This is a genomic window from Pseudomonas sp. NFACC04-2, assembly GCF_900119265.1.
In the GTDB taxonomy this organism is placed as follows: domain Bacteria; phylum Pseudomonadota; class Gammaproteobacteria; order Pseudomonadales; family Pseudomonadaceae; genus Aquipseudomonas; species Aquipseudomonas fluorescens_AA.
In genome coordinates this window covers 278518-297829 of the sequence record NZ_FPJC01000001.1, presented here as the reverse complement: position 1 = coordinate 297829, position 19312 = coordinate 278518, and the positions used below count along the sequence as shown (strand labels likewise).

Annotated in this window: 18 protein-coding genes and 1 pseudogene; 8 read left to right on the top strand and 11 right to left on the bottom strand. The window is 60.2% G+C overall.

All coding sequences use genetic code 11. The features are described from left to right. The first annotated feature begins 353 nt into the window (after positions 1 to 353). Positions 354 to 1634 carry a serine/threonine transporter gene (locus BT125_RS01290; RefSeq protein WP_072404601.1) on the top strand — a complete coding sequence of 427 codons (1281 nt, stop codon included), beginning with the start codon at positions 354 to 356 and terminating at the stop codon, positions 1632 to 1634. A 258-nt stretch (positions 1635 to 1892) separates the two neighbouring features. Here the strand turns inward: BT125_RS01290 and acnB are convergent, their stop codons facing one another. Next, positions 1893 to 4502: a bifunctional aconitate hydratase 2/2-methylisocitrate dehydratase gene (acnB, locus tag BT125_RS01285; protein WP_072404599.1), complete on the bottom strand. Its 2610-nt coding sequence runs from the start codon at positions 4500 to 4502 to the stop codon at positions 1893 to 1895. A gap of 407 nt (positions 4503 to 4909) precedes the next feature. Between acnB and BT125_RS01280 the strand changes: the two genes are divergently transcribed. Then, the gene (locus BT125_RS01280) at positions 4910 to 5380 is read left to right on the top strand and encodes a DUF1289 domain-containing protein (RefSeq protein WP_072404597.1); all 471 of its coding nucleotides are present in this window, start codon (positions 4910 to 4912) and stop codon (positions 5378 to 5380) included. A gap of 81 nt (positions 5381 to 5461) precedes the next feature. Here the strand turns inward: BT125_RS01280 and BT125_RS01275 are convergent, their stop codons facing one another. Continuing rightward, positions 5462 to 6325 carry a universal stress protein gene (locus tag BT125_RS01275; protein WP_072404595.1) on the bottom strand — a complete coding sequence of 288 codons (864 nt, stop codon included), beginning with the start codon at positions 6323 to 6325 and terminating at the stop codon, positions 5462 to 5464. 178 nt (positions 6326 to 6503) lie between these two features. Between BT125_RS01275 and BT125_RS01270 the strand changes: the two genes are divergently transcribed. Beyond that, positions 6504 to 7109 carry a MiaE family protein gene (locus BT125_RS01270; protein WP_072404593.1) on the top strand — a complete coding sequence of 202 codons (606 nt, stop codon included), beginning with the start codon at positions 6504 to 6506 and terminating at the stop codon, positions 7107 to 7109. Between the two features lie 123 nt (positions 7110 to 7232). On the opposite strand, the gene BT125_RS01265 is transcribed toward BT125_RS01270, so the two are convergent. From BT125_RS01265 to BT125_RS01255, 3 genes are all read right to left on the bottom strand, one after another. Next, positions 7233 to 7721, bottom strand: coding sequence for a GFA family protein (locus BT125_RS01265; protein ID WP_072404592.1), 489 nt, complete (start codon positions 7719 to 7721; stop codon positions 7233 to 7235). Between the two features lie 199 nt (positions 7722 to 7920). Next, positions 7921 to 8535 (bottom strand): DNA-3-methyladenine glycosylase family protein, encoded by a 615-nt coding sequence (locus BT125_RS01260; RefSeq protein ID WP_072404590.1) that lies wholly within the window; start codon positions 8533 to 8535, stop codon positions 7921 to 7923. Between the two features lie 23 nt (positions 8536 to 8558). Continuing rightward, positions 8559 to 9641: a bifunctional transcriptional activator/DNA repair enzyme AdaA gene (locus BT125_RS01255; RefSeq protein WP_072404588.1), complete on the bottom strand. Its 1083-nt coding sequence runs from the start codon at positions 9639 to 9641 to the stop codon at positions 8559 to 8561. A gap of 145 nt (positions 9642 to 9786) precedes the next feature. On the opposite strand from BT125_RS01255, the gene BT125_RS29535 reads away from it, so the two are divergent. Next, entirely contained in the window at positions 9787 to 10239 is a 453-nt protein-coding gene (locus BT125_RS29535; protein ID WP_177344969.1) for a hypothetical protein, read from the top strand. Positions 10240 to 10415: 176 nt separating this feature from the next. Beyond that, positions 10416 to 11003 carry a LysE family translocator gene (locus tag BT125_RS01245; protein WP_072404583.1) on the top strand — a complete coding sequence of 196 codons (588 nt, stop codon included), beginning with the start codon at positions 10416 to 10418 and terminating at the stop codon, positions 11001 to 11003. 177 nt (positions 11004 to 11180) lie between these two features. Here the strand turns inward: BT125_RS01245 and BT125_RS01240 are convergent, their stop codons facing one another. Then, entirely contained in the window at positions 11181 to 12005 is an 825-nt protein-coding gene (locus tag BT125_RS01240) for a helix-turn-helix transcriptional regulator (RefSeq protein ID WP_072404581.1), read from the bottom strand. Between the two features lie 137 nt (positions 12006 to 12142). Between BT125_RS01240 and BT125_RS01235 the strand changes: the two genes are divergently transcribed. After that, positions 12143 to 13105, top strand: coding sequence for a GGDEF domain-containing protein (locus tag BT125_RS01235; RefSeq protein ID WP_072404579.1), 963 nt, complete (start codon positions 12143 to 12145; stop codon positions 13103 to 13105). A gap of 186 nt (positions 13106 to 13291) precedes the next feature. Here the strand turns inward: BT125_RS01235 and BT125_RS29880 are convergent. After that, positions 13292 to 13372, bottom strand: a pseudogene (locus BT125_RS29880) (enoyl-ACP reductase); the annotation flags it as partial. A 114-nt stretch (positions 13373 to 13486) separates the two neighbouring features. Between BT125_RS29880 and BT125_RS01230 the strand changes: the two are divergent. Then, the gene (locus tag BT125_RS01230; protein WP_072404577.1) at positions 13487 to 14311 is read left to right on the top strand and encodes a lipid II-degrading bacteriocin; all 825 of its coding nucleotides are present in this window, start codon (positions 13487 to 13489) and stop codon (positions 14309 to 14311) included. A 6-nt stretch (positions 14312 to 14317) separates the two neighbouring features. Continuing rightward, entirely contained in the window at positions 14318 to 14734 is a 417-nt protein-coding gene (locus tag BT125_RS01225; RefSeq protein WP_072404575.1) for a hypothetical protein, read from the top strand. A gap of 53 nt (positions 14735 to 14787) precedes the next feature. On the opposite strand, the gene fabI is transcribed toward BT125_RS01225, so the two are convergent. The 4 genes from fabI to BT125_RS01205 are packed head-to-tail and all read right to left on the bottom strand — an operon-like array spanning position 14788 to position 19309. Further along, positions 14788 to 15582 carry an enoyl-ACP reductase FabI gene (gene fabI, locus BT125_RS01220; protein WP_025213267.1) on the bottom strand — a complete coding sequence of 265 codons (795 nt, stop codon included), beginning with the start codon at positions 15580 to 15582 and terminating at the stop codon, positions 14788 to 14790. Positions 15583 to 15602: 20 nt separating this feature from the next. Then, on the bottom strand, positions 15603 to 17213 hold the full coding sequence (locus BT125_RS01215; RefSeq protein WP_072404573.1) for an ABC transporter ATP-binding protein: 1611 nt from the start codon (positions 17211 to 17213) through the stop codon (positions 15603 to 15605). A 1-nt stretch (position 17214) separates the two neighbouring features. After that, the gene (locus BT125_RS01210) at positions 17215 to 18234 is read right to left on the bottom strand and encodes an ABC transporter permease (RefSeq protein ID WP_072404571.1); all 1020 of its coding nucleotides are present in this window, start codon (positions 18232 to 18234) and stop codon (positions 17215 to 17217) included. 1 nt (position 18235) lies between these two features. Beyond that, complete coding sequence (locus BT125_RS01205; RefSeq protein ID WP_063320733.1) at positions 18236 to 19309, bottom strand: microcin C ABC transporter permease YejB; 1074 nt, start codon at positions 19307 to 19309, stop codon at positions 18236 to 18238. Positions 19310 to 19312 lie beyond the last annotated feature (3 nt).

Genomic DNA, 19312 nt, shown 5'->3' with positions numbered 1-19312 from the left:
GGAGCTTTTGTGTGGGGGGCCTGACAGCCGGGCTGTCTCGCTGGTGGTATTCCGATCCAATGGTGGGAGCGAGCTTGCTCGCGATAGAGGTGGATCAGCTTGCATCGATGTGAACAGACCGGCGCCATCGCGAGCAAGCTCGCTCCCGCAGGGAGTGCAGGGAATGCAGGGAAATACAGGGACAATGTCCACTGCGGCAATCTGATCCGCACAACCGCTCCTCAGCTAAGTCTTTGCTTCTGCTCGTGAATCCCGGACAATCGCGCCCCTGTTTCGGCCAGGGCGCTGCCTGTCGGGGTTTTCCGACTCGTCCCGGCCGGGTGCATGTGACCGGAAAGCGGAGATCCGACCGGATGAATGATCAGGCCAATAGCGTCGAAGAGCGCTTTGAAACGACAGTCCCAACCACCCTCAGCCAATGGAGTCGCCAGGACACCACCTGGATGCTGGGTCTGTTTGGCACCGCCATCGGTGCAGGCACTCTGTTCTTACCCATCAATGCGGGCCTGGGTGGCTTTTGGCCGCTGCTGATCCTGGCATTGCTGGCATTCCCCATGACGTTCTACGCCCACCGGGGCCTGACCCGCTTCGTGTTGTCCGGTCGCGACGGCGCGGACATCACCGAGGTGGTGGAAGAGCATTTCGGCCTCAAGGCCGGTGCACTGATCACGCTTTTGTACTTCTTTGCCATTTTCCCGATCCTGCTGATCTACAGCGTGGCGCTGACCAATACGGTGGGCAGCTTCCTGGAGCATCAGTTGCATATCCAGCCGCCCCCTCGGGCCGTGCTGTCCCTGGTGCTGATCCTCGGCCTGCTGGCGGTGGTCCGTTGCGGCGAGCAGGCGATCGTCAAGGCCATGAGCCTGATGGTCTACCCATTCATCGTGGCGCTGCTGTTTCTGGCGGTGTTCCTGATTCCCCACTGGAGCGGCGGTATCCTGAGCACGGCGTCGACGCCGCCGGAACCTTCGGCGTTGTTGCATACCTTGTGGCTGGCGATCCCGGTGATGGTGTTCTCGTTCAACCACTCGCCGATCATCTCGGCGTTTGCGGTGGACCAGAAGCGTCGCTACGGTGGCAACGCCGAGGCGCGCAGTTCGCAGATCCTGTCGCGCGCCCATGTGCTGATGGTGGTGATGGTGCTGTTCTTCGTGTTCAGTTGCGTGCTGACCCTGACCCCGGCGCAATTGGCCGAGGCCAAGGCGCAGAACCTGTCGATCCTGTCGTACCTGGCTAACCATTTCAGCAACCCGACCATCGCCTTTGCCGCGCCGTTGATTGCGTTTGTCGCCATTTCCAAATCGTTCCTGGGGCACTACATCGGCGCCAGCGAAGGTCTCAAGGGCCTGATCGTCAAGAGCGGCCGCCGTCCGGCACCCAAGACCCTGGACCGCCTTACCGCAGCGTTCATGCTGGTGGTGTGCTGGATCGTCGCCACCCTCAACCCGAGCATCCTGGGCATGATCGAAACCCTGGGCGGCCCGGTCATCGCAGCCATCCTGTTCCTGATGCCGATGTATGCCATCCGCAAAGTCCCGGCCATGGCACGCTATCGCGGCCAGGCATCCAACGTCTTCGTTGTGTTGGTGGGTTTGGTGGCGATTACGGCGTTGGTCTACTCCCTGATGGCTTGACCATCCCCTTGTGGGAGCGGGCTTGCTCGCGATAGCGGTGGGTCAGTTTGCATTGATATTGGATGTGCCGCCGTCATCGCGAGCAAGCTCGCTCCCACATTGGTCTCGGGTGTTCACAGAACTTACATCCACCACAACTCCCCTGTGGGAGCGAGCTTGCTCGCGATAGCGGTGGTTCGGCCGGCATCGAAATGACAGGCATAAAAAAACGCCGCCCCTCGCAAGAAGGGCGGCGTTTTTAGTTGGGCGTTTTAAGCTTTACGCTTGAACGACCGGGATGTTGGCATTTGCAGCCGCTTCACGGAACTCGGCGATCTGGTCGAAGCTCAGGTAGCGGTATACGTCCGCTGCCATGCTATCGATCTTGCCGGCGTATTCCATGTACTCCTCGACCGTCGGCAGGCGACCCAGGATCGAAGCCACGGACGCCAGTTCGGCCGAAGCCAGGTAGACGTTCGCGCCGTCACCCAGACGGTTCGGGAAGTTACGAGTCGAAGTCGACACCACGGTGGAGTTCGGCTCGACGCGTGCCTGGTTACCCATGCACAGCGAGCAGCCTGGCATTTCCATCCGTGCACCGGCCTTGCCGTAGATGCCGTAGTAGCCTTCTTCGGTGAGCTGGTGGGCGTCCATCTTGGTCGGCGGCGACAGCCACAGACGAGTTGGCAGTTGCCCCTTGACCTGCTCCAGCAGTTTACCGGCAGCGCGGAAGTGACCGATGTTGGTCATGCACGAACCGATGAACACTTCGTCGATCTTCTCGCCAGCAACGCTGGACAACAGACGGGCGTCGTCCGGATCGTTCGGCGCGCAGAGCACAGGCTCGTTGATGTCCGCCAGATCGATTTCGATGACTTCGGCGTATTCGGCGTCGGCATCGGCTTCCATCAGTTGCGGGTTGGCGATCCAGGCTTCCATCGCTTGGGCGCGACGTTCCAGGGTACGTGCATCACCGTAGCCTTCGCCGATCATCCAGCGCAGCAGGGTGATGTTCGATTGCAGGTACTCGGTGATCGACTCTTTCGACAGCTTGATGGTGCAACCGGCAGCCGAACGCTCGGCCGAGGCGTCGGACAATTCGAAAGCCTGTTCCAGGGTCAAGCCTTCCAGGCCTTCGATTTCCAGGATGCGGCCGGAGAAGGCGTTTTTCTTGCCTTTCTTCTCGACGGTCAACAGGCCCTTCTGGATAGCGAAGTACGGAATGGCATGAACCAGGTCACGCAGGGTGATGCCAGGTTTCATTTTGCCTTTGAAGCGCACCAGGATCGATTCCGGCATGTCCAGCGGCATGACGCCGGTGGCAGCGGCGAACGCGACCAGGCCGGAACCGGCCGGGAACGAGATGCCCATCGGGAACCGGGTGTGCGAGTCACCACCGGTACCCACGGTGTCTGGCAGCAGCATGCGGTTCAGCCACGAGTGGATGATGCCGTCGCCTGGACGCAGGGAAACGCCGCCGCGGGTCATGATGAAGTCAGGCAGGGTGTGGTGGGTGGTGACGTCGATCGGCTTCGGATAGGCCGCGGTGTGGCAGAAGGACTGCATCACCAGGTCAGCCGAGAAGCCCAGGCACGCCAGGTCTTTCAGTTCGTCACGGGTCATTGGACCGGTGGTGTCCTGGGAACCCACGGTGGTCATCTTCGGTTCGCAGTAGGTACCCGGGCGTACGCCTTGGCCTTCCGCCAGACCGCACGCCTTGCCGACCATCTTCTGCGCCAGGGTGAAACCCTTGGTGCTTTCAGCGGGGGCCTCAGGCTTCTTGAACAGGTCGAACGCTGGCAGACCCAGTTCGGCGCGTGCCTTCTCGGTCAGGCCACGGCCGATGATCAGCGGGATACGACCGCCGGCACGGACTTCGTCCAACAGGACCGGGGTCTTCATTTCGAAGGTGGTCAGGACTTCATCGGTGCCGTGCTTGCAGACTTTGCCAGCATGCGGGTACAGGTCGATCACGTCGCCCATGTGCATGTTGGACACATCGAATTCGATCGGCAGGGCGCCGGCGTCTTCCATGGTGTTGTAGAAAATCGGTGCGATCTTGCTGCCGAAGCAGAAACCGCCGGCGCGCTTGTTCGGAACAAAAGGAACGTCGTCGCCGAAGAACCACAGCACCGAGTTGGTTGCCGATTTACGCGACGAACCGGTACCGACCACGTCACCGACATAGGCGATCGGGAAGCCTTGGCCGCGCATCTCTTCGATCTGCTTCATCGGGCCGGTCTTGCCTTGCTCGTCCGGAACGATGCCGTCACGGGCCATTTTCAGCATGGCCAGGGCGTGCAGCGGAATGTCCGGGCGGGACCAGGCGTCCGGGGCAGGGGACAGGTCGTCGGTGTTGGTTTCGCCGGTGACCTTGAATACGCGCAGGCTGATCTTGTCGGCCAGCACCGGGCGCTTCTTGAACCACTCGCCATCAGCCCAGGATTGCAGCACGGCTTTGGCGTGGACATTGCCGTTCTTGGCTTTTTCAGCCACGTCGTGGAAGGCATCGAACATCAGCAGGGTGTGCTTGAGTTCTTCGGCCGCGACTGGCGCCAGCTCGGCGTCGTCCAGCAGCTCCACCAGGGTCACGATGTTGTAGCCGCCCTGCATGGTGCCGAGCAGTTCAACGGCGCGCTTCTTGTCCAGCAGAGGGGATTGGGCTTCGCCCTTAGCCAGGGCAGACAGGAAACCGGCTTTGACGTAGGCGGCTTCGTCGACTCCAGGCGGAACGCGATTGGTGATCAGGTCAACGAGGAAAGCTTCTTCGCCAGCCGGAGGATTTTTCAGCAGCTCGATCAGGCCTGCGGTTTGTTCGGCGTTAAGCGGCTGGGGAACGATACCCAGGGCTGCACGCTCTTCGATATGTTTGCGGTAGGCTTCAAGCACAGTTATTACCCTCATCAGTGGTCCCAAATGGGTGTCCGGGACGCTCATCCAGGAACCCACGGTACTCATGCGCGTCGACGGCTTTTTGAGCCATCACGCCAGAGTTTCCGCACGTTCCTCACAGAAGCTGCTTTCAAAGTTTTACGCCTGCAGAACGGGAGCTGATGAGGGTTGGCGTTGGGCTTTCCCCGCTGGAAAGACCCCTCGCCAACACCGCTCTGAAGGAACGACTGTGCTCGTGACGCTTTGAAAACAGCTTCTAACGGACATTGGCGCCTTAAAAGGCTGGCTGATTCTACGGGAAAAAAAAATTAAAGGTAAGTTGGGCGCTCAAGTTTGAGGGGTGATCAATCTTAGACAAAGGGCTAACATGCCAGCCTGTTCTGCTTTTGCGTGTGTTTTTCCTTATGCCCAACCAGCTCATCAAGACCCCCTGCGTCGGCCTTTGCTCCACTGTCTACGGTGACCTGGTGTGCCGTGGCTGCAAGCGGTTCCACCATGAAGTGATTCACTGGAACGGCTACAACGAGGACGAAAAGCGTGCGGTGTGGATGCGGCTCGAACAACTGTTGGTGCAGGTGATGGAGGCCAAGTTGGAGGTTTTCGACCCCGGTTTGCTGCGCCAGCAACTGGAATCGCGCAAGATCCGTTTTGTGCCGAACCAGTCGGAATATTGCTGGGCCTACCAGTTGATCGCCCGGGGCGCGCGGGTAATCAACAACCTGGAAGCCTATGGCATGGTGCTGATGCCGGAGTTTCGCGATTGGGAACTGCCGGACTTGCGCGATGCCATTGATCGGGAGTTTTTCCTTCTGTCCGAAGCCCATTACCAGCGTTACATCGCGCCGGGGTTCCTGAAGGATGCGATCGGCGGCTGACCCCTTGGCCATTTGCGCAAAGGCGCTTTTGTGCCCGGGAGCTTTTGTGGCGAGGGGATAAAACCCCTCGCCACGGCTTGTTTATTCCTTGACCGCCAACTCTACCAGATGGTCCTCGACCTCCTGGGGCTTGAGCACCAGAATGTCGCTTTCCAGCGTATCGAGCACCGCCTCGGCGGTGTTGCCGATCAGCACCCCGGACAACCCCGAACGTGCCACGGTGCCGATCACAGTCACCGCCGCCTGCAGCTTGCGCGCCATGTACGGAATCAGGACATCCGCCGGACCTTCTTCGATGTGCAGGTGTTGGTCGTCGATGTCGAACTCGGCCTGGAACGCCCGGCATTGTTCGCGATAGCGGGCCTCGATGGTTTCCTTGAGCTGGAACGTCGGGTCGGCGGACGAGAGCATCGGCGAGGGATGGGCGCTGATCACATGCAGGTGCGCCTTGGCGAGGAGCGCGATGTCGTAGCCATGGTCGATGATGGTGGAGTGCAGGTGGCGGTGTTCGCCGTCGGCATTGCCAACGTCGACGGCGGCCAGGATCACCTTGTCTTTCCAGGAACCGGCGGTTTTCACCAGCAGCACCGGGGTTGGGCAATGGCGTAGCAGTTTCCAGTCCGCCGGGGTCAGCAGGGCCTTTTTCAGCGGGCTGTCGGGAAAGTGCTGTTTGATCACCAGCCCGCAACCTTCTGCCTGCTGCACGTCGATGATGGTTTCGTAGAGGCTTTCGTTCCAGGCCTGTTCGGTGGTGCCGCTGTAGCCGTCCGCCAGCAGCGCGGCTTTCAGCACGCTGAGCATGCCGGCATGGTCGTGCTTCTTGTCGCACACCAGCAGGTGCAGGTGGGCCTGGGTCACCCCGGCGATCAGTTTGGCGCGCTTGAGCGCCAGGCTTTCCGAATGTTCGGGCTCAATGACCACCAGGATGCTGCGAATGGCTTGCATGATCGGCGTTCTCCTGCAATGAAAAGGCTGGCGTAGCTCAACTATAGTTGTTGTGGGGCAGTCTAGTTGCTGTGGGTGAGTCGTCGACTTGATGCATATCAATGGCGGTGGCTGGTGGTCTGGAGGCAGGCCGGTATAATCGGCGCCCTTCGCTCGACTACCTTTGCCCGTGAGCCCCATGAATCTTCCCGAAATCCACGAATTCCTTGGTTGCCGCACCCCCGATGCCTGGGTCCAGGCTGCGCTGGCCGACCAGGAAACGTTGCTGATCGACCACAAGAATTGCGAATTCAAGGCGGCCAGCACCGCCCTGAGCCTGATCGCCAAATACCATTCCCACGTCGACCTGATCAACCTGATGTCGCGCCTGGCTCGGGAAGAGCTGGTGCATCACGAGCAGGTCATGCGCCTGATGAAGAAACGCAAGATCGGCTTGCGCCAGCTCTCCGCCGGGCGTTATGCCTCGGGGCTGCGCAAGGTGGTGCGCAGTCACGAACCGGTCAAGCTGGTGGACACCCTGGTGGTCGGTGCCTTCATCGAAGCCCGCAGTTGCGAGCGCTTCGAAGCTTTGGTGCCGCACCTGGACGAGGAGCTGGGCAAGTTCTATTTCGGCTTGCTCAAGAGTGAGGCCCGGCATTTCCAGGGTTACCTGAAGCTGGCCTACCAATACGGCGACGCCAAGGACATTGCCCAGGTGATCGACAAGGTCCGTGAGGCCGAGCGGGAACTGATCCAATCGCCGGATGTGGAATTCCGGTTCCACAGTGGTGTGCCGGCTCGATAGTGCAGAGGTGTCGGTACTGACGTCATCCCGAGCAAGCTCGCTCCCACAGGGGATTTGTGAACTTCCCAAGTCCAATGTGGGAGCGAGCTTGCTCGCGATGGGGCCTTATGCAGCACTGCATCTCTAAGTGACCAGCCCCAGGCGTTCGTGCCACTGGGCAATGGACTCCTCGGGATAGACATCGAACTGCTGATCGCTCTTATGCGCCTCGACCTCCACCCACGGCGCCTTGGAACCGAGCATCAAATGGGTGTGCTCCGGCGGTACCGGCAGCGGTGTATCGATGGCTGAGGCAAACGGGTGCACCAGTTCCGGCCATTCGGGGCTGAACAGCCACAACCCCGAACCGCACAGGGAACAGAAATGCCGTTCGGCACTGCTGCGGTGGGCGCGTTTATCGCCTTCGTCCTTGAGCCGTGCGTGGTAGACCGAGATGTGCTTGCGACCGCGCACCTTCAGGCTTCGGGCATCGCCCCCCAGGTTGATCGCATAACCGCCGCCGCCCTGGGTCTTGCGACAGATCGAGCAGTAGCAGCGTTGATAAGGGTAGGGGTGGGCACAGGCCAGGCTGAACGACACGGCGCCGCAGTGGCAGGATCCTTCAAGCTGCATGGGAACCTCCAGTGGGATTGGAAATGACTCAGTACAGCCTAGACAATCTGTGTCTTGACAGTTGAATTGAGGGTGACCATGCGACCGCCTTCGCGAGCAAGCCCGCTCCCACAGGGATCTGTGTCGGTCATAGATCTTCTGCCCACTCTCGGTCAGTGTGGGAGCGGGCTTGCTCGCGAAGGCGTCGGTGCAGCCAACATCATTTCGGCACTCGCCACAAATACCACGCCGCCACCGTCCGATAAGGGCTCCAGGCCAGGCCGATCTCGACCATCTGCTTGCGGTTGGGTTGATGCGCCAGTCCCTTGAGTCGTCGATAGCCCTCACGCACCCCAAAATCATCGGCCGGCAGGATGTCTGGCCGTTCCAGGCTGTAGATCAGCAGCATTTCCACGGTCCAGCGCCCGACGCCGCGCAGGCTGATCAGGCGCTCGATCAACGCTTCGTCCTTCATCGCCCGCGCCGTGGCGTAATCCGGCACCACCCCGTCCAGGGCCGCTTGGGCGATGCCCTGGATGGTCGCGATCTTGCTGGCGGAAAACCCACAACCGCGCAATTGAGCAACGTCGGTCGCCAGGATTTGCATGGGGGTTGGGAATGTCTGCGCCGGGAACAGCGCCAGCAACCGGCCCAAAATCGCATCGCCGGCCTTGGCGTGCAGTTGCTGGTAGGCGATCGCCCGCACCAGGGCTTCATAGGGGTCGCGGGCCGGCTTGGGCTGCAGCAGGCAAGGGCCGATCGTCGCGACATGCCGTCGCCAGTCTTCGTCGAGGTTGGCCAGGAAGGCACTGGCGTCGTGATAGGGCACAGGCATCAAGTGTTCGTTCTCCGGAGCGCTCAAAACGCAAGGGGCAGTGAAACCTGTACCGCGGCTTTTTCCAGCCGCAACAGAAACGCCTTGCGCGGCTGGCCGCCACCATAACCGGTCAACGAGCCATCGGCACCGATCACCCGGTGGCAGGGAATGACGATGGCCAGGCGATTCTGCCCGTTGGCCAGGCCCACGGCGCGGCTGGCACCAGGGCTGCCCAGGGCCGTGGCGATGCCGCCGTAGCTGCGGGTTTCGCCGTAGGGGATTTTTTGCAACTCAGCCCAGACCCGCACGGCGAAGGCGCTGCCGGGCATGTGCAGCGGGACATTGAACGTCGTGAGCTTGCCGGCGAAATAGTCGGCCAGTTCGGTTTCGATCTGTTGCAGGTGAGCATTGTGCCCCGGAGCGACCGTGTAGCCATAGCGTTGCTGCAGCTCTTCCAGCTCCTTGGTCAGGGCCGGGCGATCAAGGAATTCCAGCAGCACCAGGCCCCGCCGTTCGGCCATGGCCAGCATCGGCCCCAGTGGCGTGGTCAGGCGGGTGAACAACAGGGGGGCACTGAGGGCGGCGCGGCCCGGTGTGATGTGGAAGGATTTGACGAACGCGTCCCGAAAACCGCTCAACGACTCATAACCTGAATCGAACGCAGCATTGTCGATGGAAGTGCCGTCCTTGATGCCGCCCAGGGCGATGCCCAGGCGGCGGGTGCGCAGGTAGGCGTGAAATGTCATGCCGAAATGCTGCTTGAACCAGCGCCGCAGTTTCAGCGGTTCGATGCCTTGCTCCAGCAGCAGGGCATCGGTCCAGCGCAGGTCGGGTTCGGCGTCCACCGCTTTGAGCAGGGCCTGGATCCAGTCCGGGGCGATGGCGGCGGCGTCCAGCGGCTTGCAGCGCAGGCAGGCGCGGTAGCCAGCCGACATGGCTTCGTCGGCGTGGGCGAAGAACTCCACGTTCTCCGGTTTCGGCTTGCGCGCGGTGCAACTGGGGCGACAGAAAATGCCGGTGGTCTTGACCGCAGTGAAGAACACCCCCTCGTAGGCGGTGTCTCGTTCGAGCATGGCACGGACCATCTCGGCGTGGGGCGGGAGCAGCGAGTCTTGTAGGTTCATGGGCAGAGCATAGAACCGTGCCCGGGACGACTCCACCGGAAAATCGACAGTGAATTTTCCGCGCAGTTGGTCGGATGCTCATGAACAAAATTTGAACCTTTGAGTCTTAAAGGTTCAACCGCTGTTTTTGTCTTTCGGAGACATCATGACCAAACATAAGAAATCCCTGATTGCCGTTGCTGTCTGCGCCCTGATGCTGGGTGCCTCGGCCTTGCTGCCCGCCGACCTGTCGCCCATTGGTGCGAGCTACGCCGCCGGCGGTGGCAATGGTGGTGGTCATGGTGGTGGCGGTGGCAATGGCGGCGGTAACGGTGGCGGCAAGGGCAGTGGCAAATCCGGCGAATCCAGCGGCCTCGGCAAGGGCCTGGATAGCGACCATGTCGGCACTGCTACGCGCGATCATGGCGTGAGCGGCAAACACATCGGAACCACCCGCACCGACCGAACCAGCAAGGCTTCGCTCACGTCGGGCATCGCCAAGGACCGCGATACTCGTGGCTTGACCAAGGCTTCCGCGATTTCCACGGCTACTCCGGGTACCCACAACACCAAAGGCCTGAGCAACGCGACCAGTTCGTCGATCAAGAACGACCGCTGATTGGGCAAAAAAAGCCGCGATGCCTGATCCAGGCGTCGCGGCTTTTTTGTCGGCGCAGGATTTGTTTCGAGGGGGGGGCTCACCGTGGATCCCCTCATGAGGCAGTTTTCTTCAATACCTGCGATAACGGGCGACTTACCTTGATGGCCACCTCACAGATATGAAGAAGGTTTGCGATGAGTCTGATGCTTTCCATGGCGGCGTTTGCCTTGGTCGCCTCCATTACGCCTGGGCCGGTCAACATTGTGGCCCTCAGTTCCGGAGCCCGGTACGGGTTTCGAGCGACCTTGCGCCACGTGGCCGGCGCGACCCTGGGTTTTGTCCTTTTATTGGTGTTGATGGGGCTTGGGTTGCATGAAGTGCTGCAACGCTGGCCTGGGCTCACACGGGTGGTGCAACTGGGCGGTGTGGCGTTCCTGTTGTTCATGGCCTGGAAACTGGCGATGGACAATGGCCGCCTGGGCGCCAAGGACGAGGACCGGGCCCCGTCGATGTTCTACGGCGCGCTGATGCAATGGCTCAATCCCAAGGCCTGGCTGGCTTGCGTCGCGGGGATGGGCGCGTTCGTGGCCGATGGCGAGGCACGGCTGGTGTGGCAGTTCGCGGCTATCTACCTAGTGATCTGTTACGTCTCGGTGGGCTGCTGGGCTTACGCTGGGAGTTTCCTGCGCACCTGGCTGGGCAACCCGGCGACCATGCGCCTGTTCAACCGGGCGATGGCGGTGTTGTTGGTGGCCAGTGCGGTGTATTTGGTGTTGCCTTGAGTCGAGCCCACGGTTTCGGTTGGAAGACCGTTGTGGCGAGGGGATTTATCCCCGCTCGGCTGCGCAGCAGTCGTAAACCGGCCAACGCGGTTCACCTGTTGCAGTGCGGTGCCTGGTTTTTGGGGCTGCTTCGCAGCCCAACGGGGATAAATCCCCTCGCCACAACGCAGGAGAAGTTCAACCGCGATACTGGCCCGGAGTAGCCGCCAGGTGTTGCTTGAAGGCCCGCTGGAAATGCGCCTGGTCGGCAAACCCGCTGTCCAGCGCCACATCGGCGATCAGCTTGCCTTCGCGTAGCTGGCGGCGGGCGTACTGGATTCGGCGGTTGACCAGAAAGGCATGGGGCGTCATCCCGTAATGACGCTTGAAGGCGCGGCTCAGGTAAGACGGCGAGAGTTGCGCCGCGGCGCAGATGTCTTCGAGCTTCAACGCTTCGCTGCAATGGTCGTGGATGAACTGCGCCGCGCGCATCAAACCCGGGTGGCTGCCCCGGTCCGGACGGCCGGCAGGGTTGAGCCGTTGTTGCAGGTCAGTGAAAAACGCCTCGGCGGCGCTGCGCTTGCGGTCGGTGCCGAGCCGCTCATCCACCAGTTGCTCATATAACCCTTGCAGCGCGGCAAACAGCTCGACATCACGGCTGTGGGTCGTGGAAAAGCTCTGGAAATCCAGGGTTTCATCGAAACCGATACGACGTTGCAGATCCCTGAGCCACAGGGTATCGACGTACAGCATGACATACGACCACGGCTCATCGTCGATCGGGTTGCATGCATGGACATCGCCGGGGTTCATCAGCACCACCGTGCCGCTCTGCACCTGGAAATTCGACCGCTCATGAACGTAGGTGCTGCGCCCGGCGGTGATCGCGCCGATGGAAAAATGGTCGTGGGAGTGGCGTGAATAGCAGACCTTGCGCCCATCGGCAATGGCCCGGGCTTCGATGAAGGGCAGGGCCGCGTCGCGCCAGAAGCGTGGGGCGGCGTCATGGGTGGCGTGCTTCATCGGTCAGCGTCCTCGTCTTGGATCTGTAAAGCAGTGTATTAGCCCCGGCCGGCAAATGCCCGATTGATTTGGCCGTTCGGTTTGAACGGCAGTGGCCCTGAACTAGACTCCATGAAGTCTCGCCCATGGAGTTCCCGATGCTTGCGCCAGGTAAACCGGACAACGAAGCGGTTCGTCTCAAGAATCTGCATTCGCTCAAGCTGCTCGATACCGCACCCGAAGAACGGTTTGATCGCCTGACTCGCCTTGCCCGGCGTCTGTTTGACGTGCCCATCGCCCTGGTGTCCCTGGTGGACGCCAACCGGCAGTGGTTCAAGTCCAATGCCGGTCTGGATGCCAGCGAAACCCCGCGGGAAGTTTCCTTCTGTGGGCATGCGATTTTGCAGGATCAGATCCTGGAAATCTGCGACGCGGAGCAGGACGAGCGGTTTCACGACAATCCGTTGGTCACGGACACGCCTGGCATTCGTTTCTACGCCGGGCATCCGCTGGGGTTGGAGGATGGCAGCAAGCTTGGCACGCTGTGCCTGCTCGACACCAAGCCGCGTCAGCTCAATGACGAAGAGCGCGAACTGCTGCGCGACTTGGCGCGCATGGCCGAGCAGGAAATGGTTGCGGTGCAGATGGCGAGCATGGACGAGTTGACGCTGTTGTCCAATCGGCGCGGCTTCAGGACGTTGGCCCAGCATGCGTTGAATGTGTGTGATCGCTTGTCGCGACCGGCAACGCTGCTGTTCTTCGACCTCAACGACTTCAAGCCAATCAACGATCGCTATGGGCATGCCGAGGGTGACAGCGCGCTGAAAACCTTCGCTGATGTGTTGCGTATCGCCTTTCGCGAAAGTGATGTGATCGGTCGCCTGGGCGGTGATGAGTTCGTGGCGCTGCTCACCGGCTCTTCCTATGTCGAGACCTCGGCGATCATGGCGCGCCTCAAGGAAATCCTCGATGAGCGCAATGCGATGTTGCAGCGTGGCTATGACATTCGTTTCAGCGTGGGCCAGATCGAATACGACCCCCGGCTGCATTCGTCAATCGACAACCTGTTGGCCGAGGCCGATGCGGCCATGTATGCCCAGAAACAGGCGCTTCGCAGTTAGCGCAAGCCAACCGCCGATCCACTGTGGGAGCGAGCTTGCTCGCGAAGGCGGCGGTCCATTCAACATCAATCCAGCTAACCCACCGCCATCGCGAGCAAGCTCGCTCCCACAGGGATTTGTGGTGGGCAATAAAAAAAGCCGCTTGGCCTTTCCAGGGCAAGCGGCTTTTTTGCTGCAGCGTGAAGATTACTCTTCGAGGTTACCTATGGCGGTGGTGTTGAAGCCGCCGTCCACGTACATGATTTCACCGCTGATGCCAGAAGCAACGCAATAAATATGTACCGCACCAAGGGTATGGGAAATACGCAGAATGAGTTTTTCGTATCGTGTGATGCGGATTCATAACTGCAGTGTTCCATTACTCACTTGGCGAGTACCCGGATGAATACCGAATTACCCCCGACATTTGTTTACCCAGATGATTTCGGAACCTCACGTGGAAGTGGTAGAGGTCTTCCAAACCCTGCGCCAATGGCGATGATTGGAAAAATGATTCAAGAGCGAAACTCGGCTTACGTAAGAGGCCACTGGCCTCAAATGTTGCAGCGTCATCTCAAAGCCATGGTTAATAACCGTCCCATTCGCTACGGATTGGACGGCATTATCATAGGTGAGTTGAAAGTCGCCCACGGCGCCGATTTGGTCATGTTGAGGAATTCAACACTCAGCACCGCTGACGCCTGGAATCTCGGGATCAAGGAAGGGGCAAAGATCAAGAATACGGACCAGTTGGCCATTGAGCAGGAATTCTCGGGTGGGATCTTTACTCCCTTCAAAGCGTTTAGTCATTGGCTTCTGGGGAAGGGCAAGCCTGTCAGCGTCCGGCTGGATAGAATTGGTATCAGCCCTACGCCAAGCAAAATTCCAGATTTGATGGCGATTATTAATACGGCGGGTGTAGGAGTTACCAGCGTCAATCTTAAGATGCCTTATTCCACGGCCCAGGACTCAAACGTCGCACGGATCTACCTTGGAAACATTACGCTTCAAATTACCGGAGACGTTACTCGATATGCATCAGGTACTCTCAAGTTCTCCGGAAAGATAAAAGCGTACTCGGATCGTTATGATGCTAATGCCAGCAGTCATAGGGCTGCCTTTGATGAGCAAGCCACGAGCGCGCTCCGTGAAGTGGGAAGGGTCGCCAACGCACGTGATTATGAAATTCGAATCACTGGCGAGCTGCCAATCAATTTCTCTAGGTAAGTAGCCATGGCAGCAGGAAGAAACACATTAAGTCTCGCCGCCATTGCTTCAGTGATGGGCGCATGCGCATTGTTGTTCTTTTTTGCGCTGGAGGGTGTCTCGGAAAATCCCAATGATTTAAGTGATACCCGGGGTATTCCCGCGGTAGCGATGTACACGGTCATGCTGATCATCTTGACCGCCGCTTCGGTGGCCCTGACGGGGTTGGGTTATCTGTTTCAAAGGCTTCTAAGGCGACATGCTTTCAAATGGCGCATTGGCGTGTATGCGTTGACCAATGTCCTGCTTTTCCTTACGTCGCTCATGGGGACGTTCGTCGCCGCCATCTACACGTACGACACCATCGCAGGTGTATTGGGGGGGGGGCTGTTTGTGTTCTCCCTTGTTTTGGTTTTGATTGGTTTTCCGCGGAAATCGGGATAAAAAAAGCCGCAGGCCCTTTGCAGAGCCCGCGGCTTTTTTATGCGCGGTGAAGATTACTCTTCGAGATTACCCATGGCGGTGGTGTTGAAGCCGCCGTCCACGTACATGATTTCACCGCTGATGCCCGACGCCAGGTCCGAGCACAGGAAGGCGCCGGCGTTGCCGACTTCTTCGATGGTGACGTTGCGACGCAGCGGGGTTTGCGCTTCGTTGGCGGCCAGCATCTTGCGGAAGTTCTTGATACCGGAAGCGGCGAGGGTACGGATCGGGCCGGCCGATACGCAGTTGACGCGGGTGCCGTCCGGGCCCAGGGAACCGGCCAGGTAACGTACGCCGGCTTCCAGGGAAGCCTTGGCCATGCCCATGACGTTGTAGTTCGGCATAGTGCGCTCGGCGCCCAGGTACGACAGGGTCAGCAGGCTGCCGTTGCGACCTTTCATCATTTCGCGACCGGCTTTGGCCAGGGCCACGAAGCTGTAGGCGCTGATGTCGTGGGCAATGCGGAAACCTTCGCGGGTGGTGGCTTCGGTGAAGTCGCCGTCCAACTGGTCGCCCGGGGCGAAGCCCACGGAGTGCACGATGCAGTCCAGGCCGTCCCACTTCTTGCTCAGCGCTTCGAAGACCTTGGCGATTTCTTCGTCGCTGGCCACGTCGCACGGGAAGCACAGCTCAGGGCTCGAGCCCCAGCCTTGTGCGAACTCTTCGACACGACCCTTGAGTTTGTCGTTCTGATAAGTGAAGGCAAGCTCAGCGCCCTCGCGATGCATGGCGGCGGCGATGCCGGATGCGATGGACAGCTTGCTGGCTACACCGACGATCAGTACGCGCTTACCGGCGAGAAAACCCATGTGTTGCTCCTCTTTTCAGGTTATTCGGCAGTTGTTGGGGCCAGGAAGGCGGCCTCCAGCAACTGCTGTGTATAGGGGTGCTGCGGCGCGGCGAATATGCTGCGGGCATCACCTTGTTCGACCACTTGGCCATGCTTGACCACCATCAATTGGTGGCTCAGCGCTTTGACGACAGCCAGGTCATGGCTGATAAACAGGTACGTCAGGTTGTACTTGGTTTGCAACGACCGCAACAGCTCCACCACTTGGCGTTGTACGGTACGGTCCAGGGCCGACGTTGGTTCATCCAGCAGAATCAACGCCGGCTTGAGCACCAGGGCCCGGGCAATGGCGATACGCTGCCGTTGCCCTCCGGAAAACTCATGGGGATAGCGGTTCCGGGTTTCCGGGTCCAGGCCTACCTCCTTCAATGCCGCGATTATCGCTTGTTCCTGTTCGGCCGCGGTGCCGATCTTGTGAATCCGCAGGCCTTCGCCGACGATCTGGCTCACACACATTCGTGGGCTCAGGCTGCCGAACGGGTCCTGAAACACCACTTGCATCTCCCGGCGCAGTGGCCGGACCTGTTGCTGCGTCAGGCTATCGAGCTGCTTGCCTTCGAAGCGGATCCCGCCCTGGCTGCCGATCAACCGCAGGATTGCCAGCCCCAGGGTGGATTTGCCGGAACCGCTTTCGCCAACGATGCCCAGGGTTTGCCCCTGAGGCAGGCTGAAGCGAATACCGTCCACGGCCTTGATATAGTCCACCGTGCGTTTGAACAGACCTTTCTTGATCGGGAACCAGACTTTCAGGTCCTCGACCTGCAACAGCGGCGGGCCCACGACGTTGTTCGCCGGGGTGCCGCTGGGTTCGGCGCCCAGCAGTTCCCGAGTGTACGGATGCTGCGGCGCGCGGAACAACTCTTCGCACGATGCCTGTTCGACGATGCAACCGCGCTGCATGACACATACGCGATGCGCAATTCTTCGCACCAGGTTCAAATCGTGGCTGATCAGCAGCAACGACATACCCAATCGCGCCTGCAATTCCTTGAGCAATTCAAGGATTTTCAGCTGCACGGTGACGTCCAGCGCGGTGGTCGGCTCGTCGGCGATCAGCAGTTCCGGCTCGTTGGCCAGGGCCATGGCGATCATCACTCGCTGGCGCTGGCCGCCGGACAACTCGTGGGGCAGGGCCTTGAGGCGCTTGTGGGGTTCGGGAATGCCGACCAGCTCCAGCAACTCCAGGGTCCGGCGTGTGGCGACCTTGCCGGTCAGGCCCTTGTGGATGCCGAGCACTTCATTGATCTGTTTTTCAATGCAGTGCAGCGGGTTCAGGGAGGTCATCGGCTCCTGGAAGATCATCGCGATCCGGTTGCCGCGGATATGGCGGATGGTTTTTTCCTTCAGCCCCAGCAAATCCTGGCCGGCGTACTGGATGGTCCCGGTGGGATGATGGGCTAGCGGATAGGGCAGCAAGCGCAGGATCGAGTGGGCGGTGACCGACTTGCCCGAGCCGCTTTCACCCACCAGGGCCAGGGTCTCGCCGCGCTTGATATCGAAGCTGACGCCCTCGACCACGCGCTGGTGGCGTTCGCCTACGATGAACTCTACCGCCAGATCGCGTACTTCGATCAGATTGTCCCGGTTCATATCACTTCCTCGGATCGAAGGCGTCGCGAGCGGACTCGCCGATGAACACCAGCAGGCTCAGCATCAGCGCCAGCACGGCGAACGCGCTGATGCCCAGCCATGGCGCCTGGAGATTGGATTTGCCTTGGGCCACCAATTCGCCCAGGGACGGCGCTCCCGGCGGCAGGCCAAAGCCGAGGAAATCCAGGGCGGTGAGGGTGCCGATGGCGCCGGTGAGGATGAACGGCATGAAGGTCATGGTCGAGACCATGGCGTTGGGCAGGATGTGACGGAACATGATCGCGCCGTTCTGCATGCCCAGCGCCCGCGCGGCGCGCACGTATTCCAGGTTGCGCCCGCGCAGGAATTCGGCGCGGACCACGTCCACCAGGCTCATCCAGGAAAACAGCAGCATGATGCCCAGCAGCCACCAGAAGTTCGGCTGTACGAAACTGGCGAGGATGATCAGCAGGTACAGTACCGGCAGCCCGGACCAGATTTCCAGGAAGCGTTGGCCGGCCAGGTCGACCCAGCCGCCATAGAAGCCCTGCAAGGCGCCGGCGATCACGCCGATGATCGAACTGAGCAGCGTCAGCGTCAGGGCGAACAGCACTGAGATACGGAAGCCATAGATCACTCGGGCCAAAACATCGCGGCCCTGGTCATCGGTACCCAGCCAATTCACGGAAGAGGGCGGTGCCGGGGCCGGGACCTTCAGGTCGTAGTTGATGCTCTGGTAGCTGAAGGGGATCGGTGCCCACAGCACCCAGGCGTTCTTGGCCGCCAGCAGTTCGCGGATGTACGGGCTCTTGTAGTTGGCTTCCAGAGGGAACTCGCCGCCGAAGGTGGTTTCCGGGTAGCGCTTGAGGGCCGGGAAGTACCAGCCGTCGTCGTAATGCACCACCAGCGGCTTGTCGTTGGCGATCAACTCGGCGCCCAGGCTCAGCCCGAACAGGATCAGGAATAGCCACAGCGACCACCAGCCACGCTTGTTGGCCTTGAACAGTTCGAAACGACGCCGATTGAGAGGGGACAGGTTCATCTCAATGCTCCCGGCTTTCGAAGTCGATGCGCGGATCGACAAAGGTGTAGGTCAAATCGCCGATCAGTTTCACCACCAGCCCCAGCAGAGTGAAGATGAACAGCGTGCCGAACACCACCGGGTAGTCGCGGTTGATGGCCGCTTCGAAACTCATCAGGCCCAGGCCGTCGAGGGAGAAGATCACTTCCACAAGCAGGGAACCGGTGAAGAAGATCCCGATGAACGCCGAAGGGAAGCCGGCGATCACCAGCAGCATGGCGTTGCGGAAGACATGGCCGTAGAGGACCCGATGACGGGTCAGGCCCTTGGCCTTGGCGGTGACCACGTATTGCTTGTTGATTTCGTCGAGGAAGCTGTTCTTGGTCAGCAGGGTCATGGTGGCGAAGTTGCCGATCACCAGGGCGGTCACAGGCAAGGCCAGGTGCCAAAAGTAATCGAGGATCTTGCCGCCCATGCTCAATTCGTCGAAGTTGTTGGAGGTCAGCCCGCGCAGCGGGAACCAGTCGAAATAACTGCCGCCGGCAAACACCACGATCAGCAGGATGGCGAACAGGAATGAGGGAATCGCATAGCCGACGATGATCGCCGAACTGGTCCATACGTCGAAATGACTGCCGTGTCGGGTGGCCTTGGCGATCCCCAGGGGGATCGACACCAAGTACATGATCAATGTGCTCCACAGCCCGAGGGAAATGGACACCGGCATCTTTTCCTTGATCAGGTCGATGACCTTGGCGTCGCGGAAGAAACTGTCGCCGAAGTCCAGGTGGGCATAGTTCTTGATCATGATCCACAGGCGTTCGGGAGCCGACTTGTCGAAGCCGTACATGCGTTCGATTTCCTTGACCAGCGCCGGATCCAGGCCCTGGGCACCGCGGTAGGAAGAACCGGCCACCGACACTTCGGCTCCGCCGCCAGCGATGCGGCTGGTGGCGCCCTCGAAGCCCTCGAGCTTGGCGATCATCTGTTCCACCGGCCCGCCGGGCGCGGCCTGGATGATGACGAAGTTGATCAGCAGAATGCCGAACAGGGTCGGGATGATCAGCAGCAGTCGCCGAAAAATATAAGCCAGCATCTT

What these genes read in the sequence shown, in the direction of transcription:
- BT125_RS01270 (WP_072404593.1), top strand. Translation starts at nt 6,504, where the DNA reads ATGAATCTTCCCGAAATCCACGAATTCCTTGGTTGCCGCACCCCCGAT.
- BT125_RS01205 (WP_063320733.1), bottom strand. Translation starts at nt 19,309, where the DNA reads ATGCTGGCTTATATTTTTCGGCGACTGCTGCTGATCATCCCGACCCTG.
- BT125_RS01240 (WP_072404581.1), bottom strand. Translation starts at nt 12,005, where the DNA reads ATGAAGCACGCCACCCATGACGCCGCCCCACGCTTCTGGCGCGACGCG.
- BT125_RS01210 (WP_072404571.1), bottom strand. Translation starts at nt 18,234, where the DNA reads ATGAACCTGTCCCCTCTCAATCGGCGTCGTTTCGAACTGTTCAAGGCC.
- BT125_RS01280 (WP_072404597.1), top strand. Translation starts at nt 4,910, where the DNA reads ATGCCCAACCAGCTCATCAAGACCCCCTGCGTCGGCCTTTGCTCCACT.
- BT125_RS01255 (WP_072404588.1), bottom strand. Translation starts at nt 9,641, where the DNA reads ATGAACCTACAAGACTCGCTGCTCCCGCCCCACGCCGAGATGGTCCGT.
- BT125_RS01265 (WP_072404592.1), bottom strand. Translation starts at nt 7,721, where the DNA reads ATGCAGCTTGAAGGATCCTGCCACTGCGGCGCCGTGTCGTTCAGCCTG.
- BT125_RS01245 (WP_072404583.1), top strand. Translation starts at nt 10,416, where the DNA reads ATGAGTCTGATGCTTTCCATGGCGGCGTTTGCCTTGGTCGCCTCCATT.
- fabI (WP_025213267.1), bottom strand. Translation starts at nt 15,582, where the DNA reads ATGGGTTTTCTCGCCGGTAAGCGCGTACTGATCGTCGGTGTAGCCAGC.
- BT125_RS01235 (WP_072404579.1), top strand. Translation starts at nt 12,143, where the DNA reads ATGCTTGCGCCAGGTAAACCGGACAACGAAGCGGTTCGTCTCAAGAAT.
- BT125_RS01215 (WP_072404573.1), bottom strand. Translation starts at nt 17,213, where the DNA reads ATGAACCGGGACAATCTGATCGAAGTACGCGATCTGGCGGTAGAGTTC.
- BT125_RS01290 (WP_072404601.1), top strand. Translation starts at nt 354, where the DNA reads ATGAATGATCAGGCCAATAGCGTCGAAGAGCGCTTTGAAACGACAGTC.
- BT125_RS01260 (WP_072404590.1), bottom strand. Translation starts at nt 8,535, where the DNA reads ATGCCTGTGCCCTATCACGACGCCAGTGCCTTCCTGGCCAACCTCGAC.
- BT125_RS29535 (WP_177344969.1), top strand. Translation starts at nt 9,787, where the DNA reads ATGACCAAACATAAGAAATCCCTGATTGCCGTTGCTGTCTGCGCCCTG.
- BT125_RS01225 (WP_072404575.1), top strand. Translation starts at nt 14,318, where the DNA reads ATGGCAGCAGGAAGAAACACATTAAGTCTCGCCGCCATTGCTTCAGTG.
- BT125_RS01230 (WP_072404577.1), top strand. Translation starts at nt 13,487, where the DNA reads ATGAATACCGAATTACCCCCGACATTTGTTTACCCAGATGATTTCGGA.
- BT125_RS01275 (WP_072404595.1), bottom strand. Translation starts at nt 6,325, where the DNA reads ATGCAAGCCATTCGCAGCATCCTGGTGGTCATTGAGCCCGAACATTCG.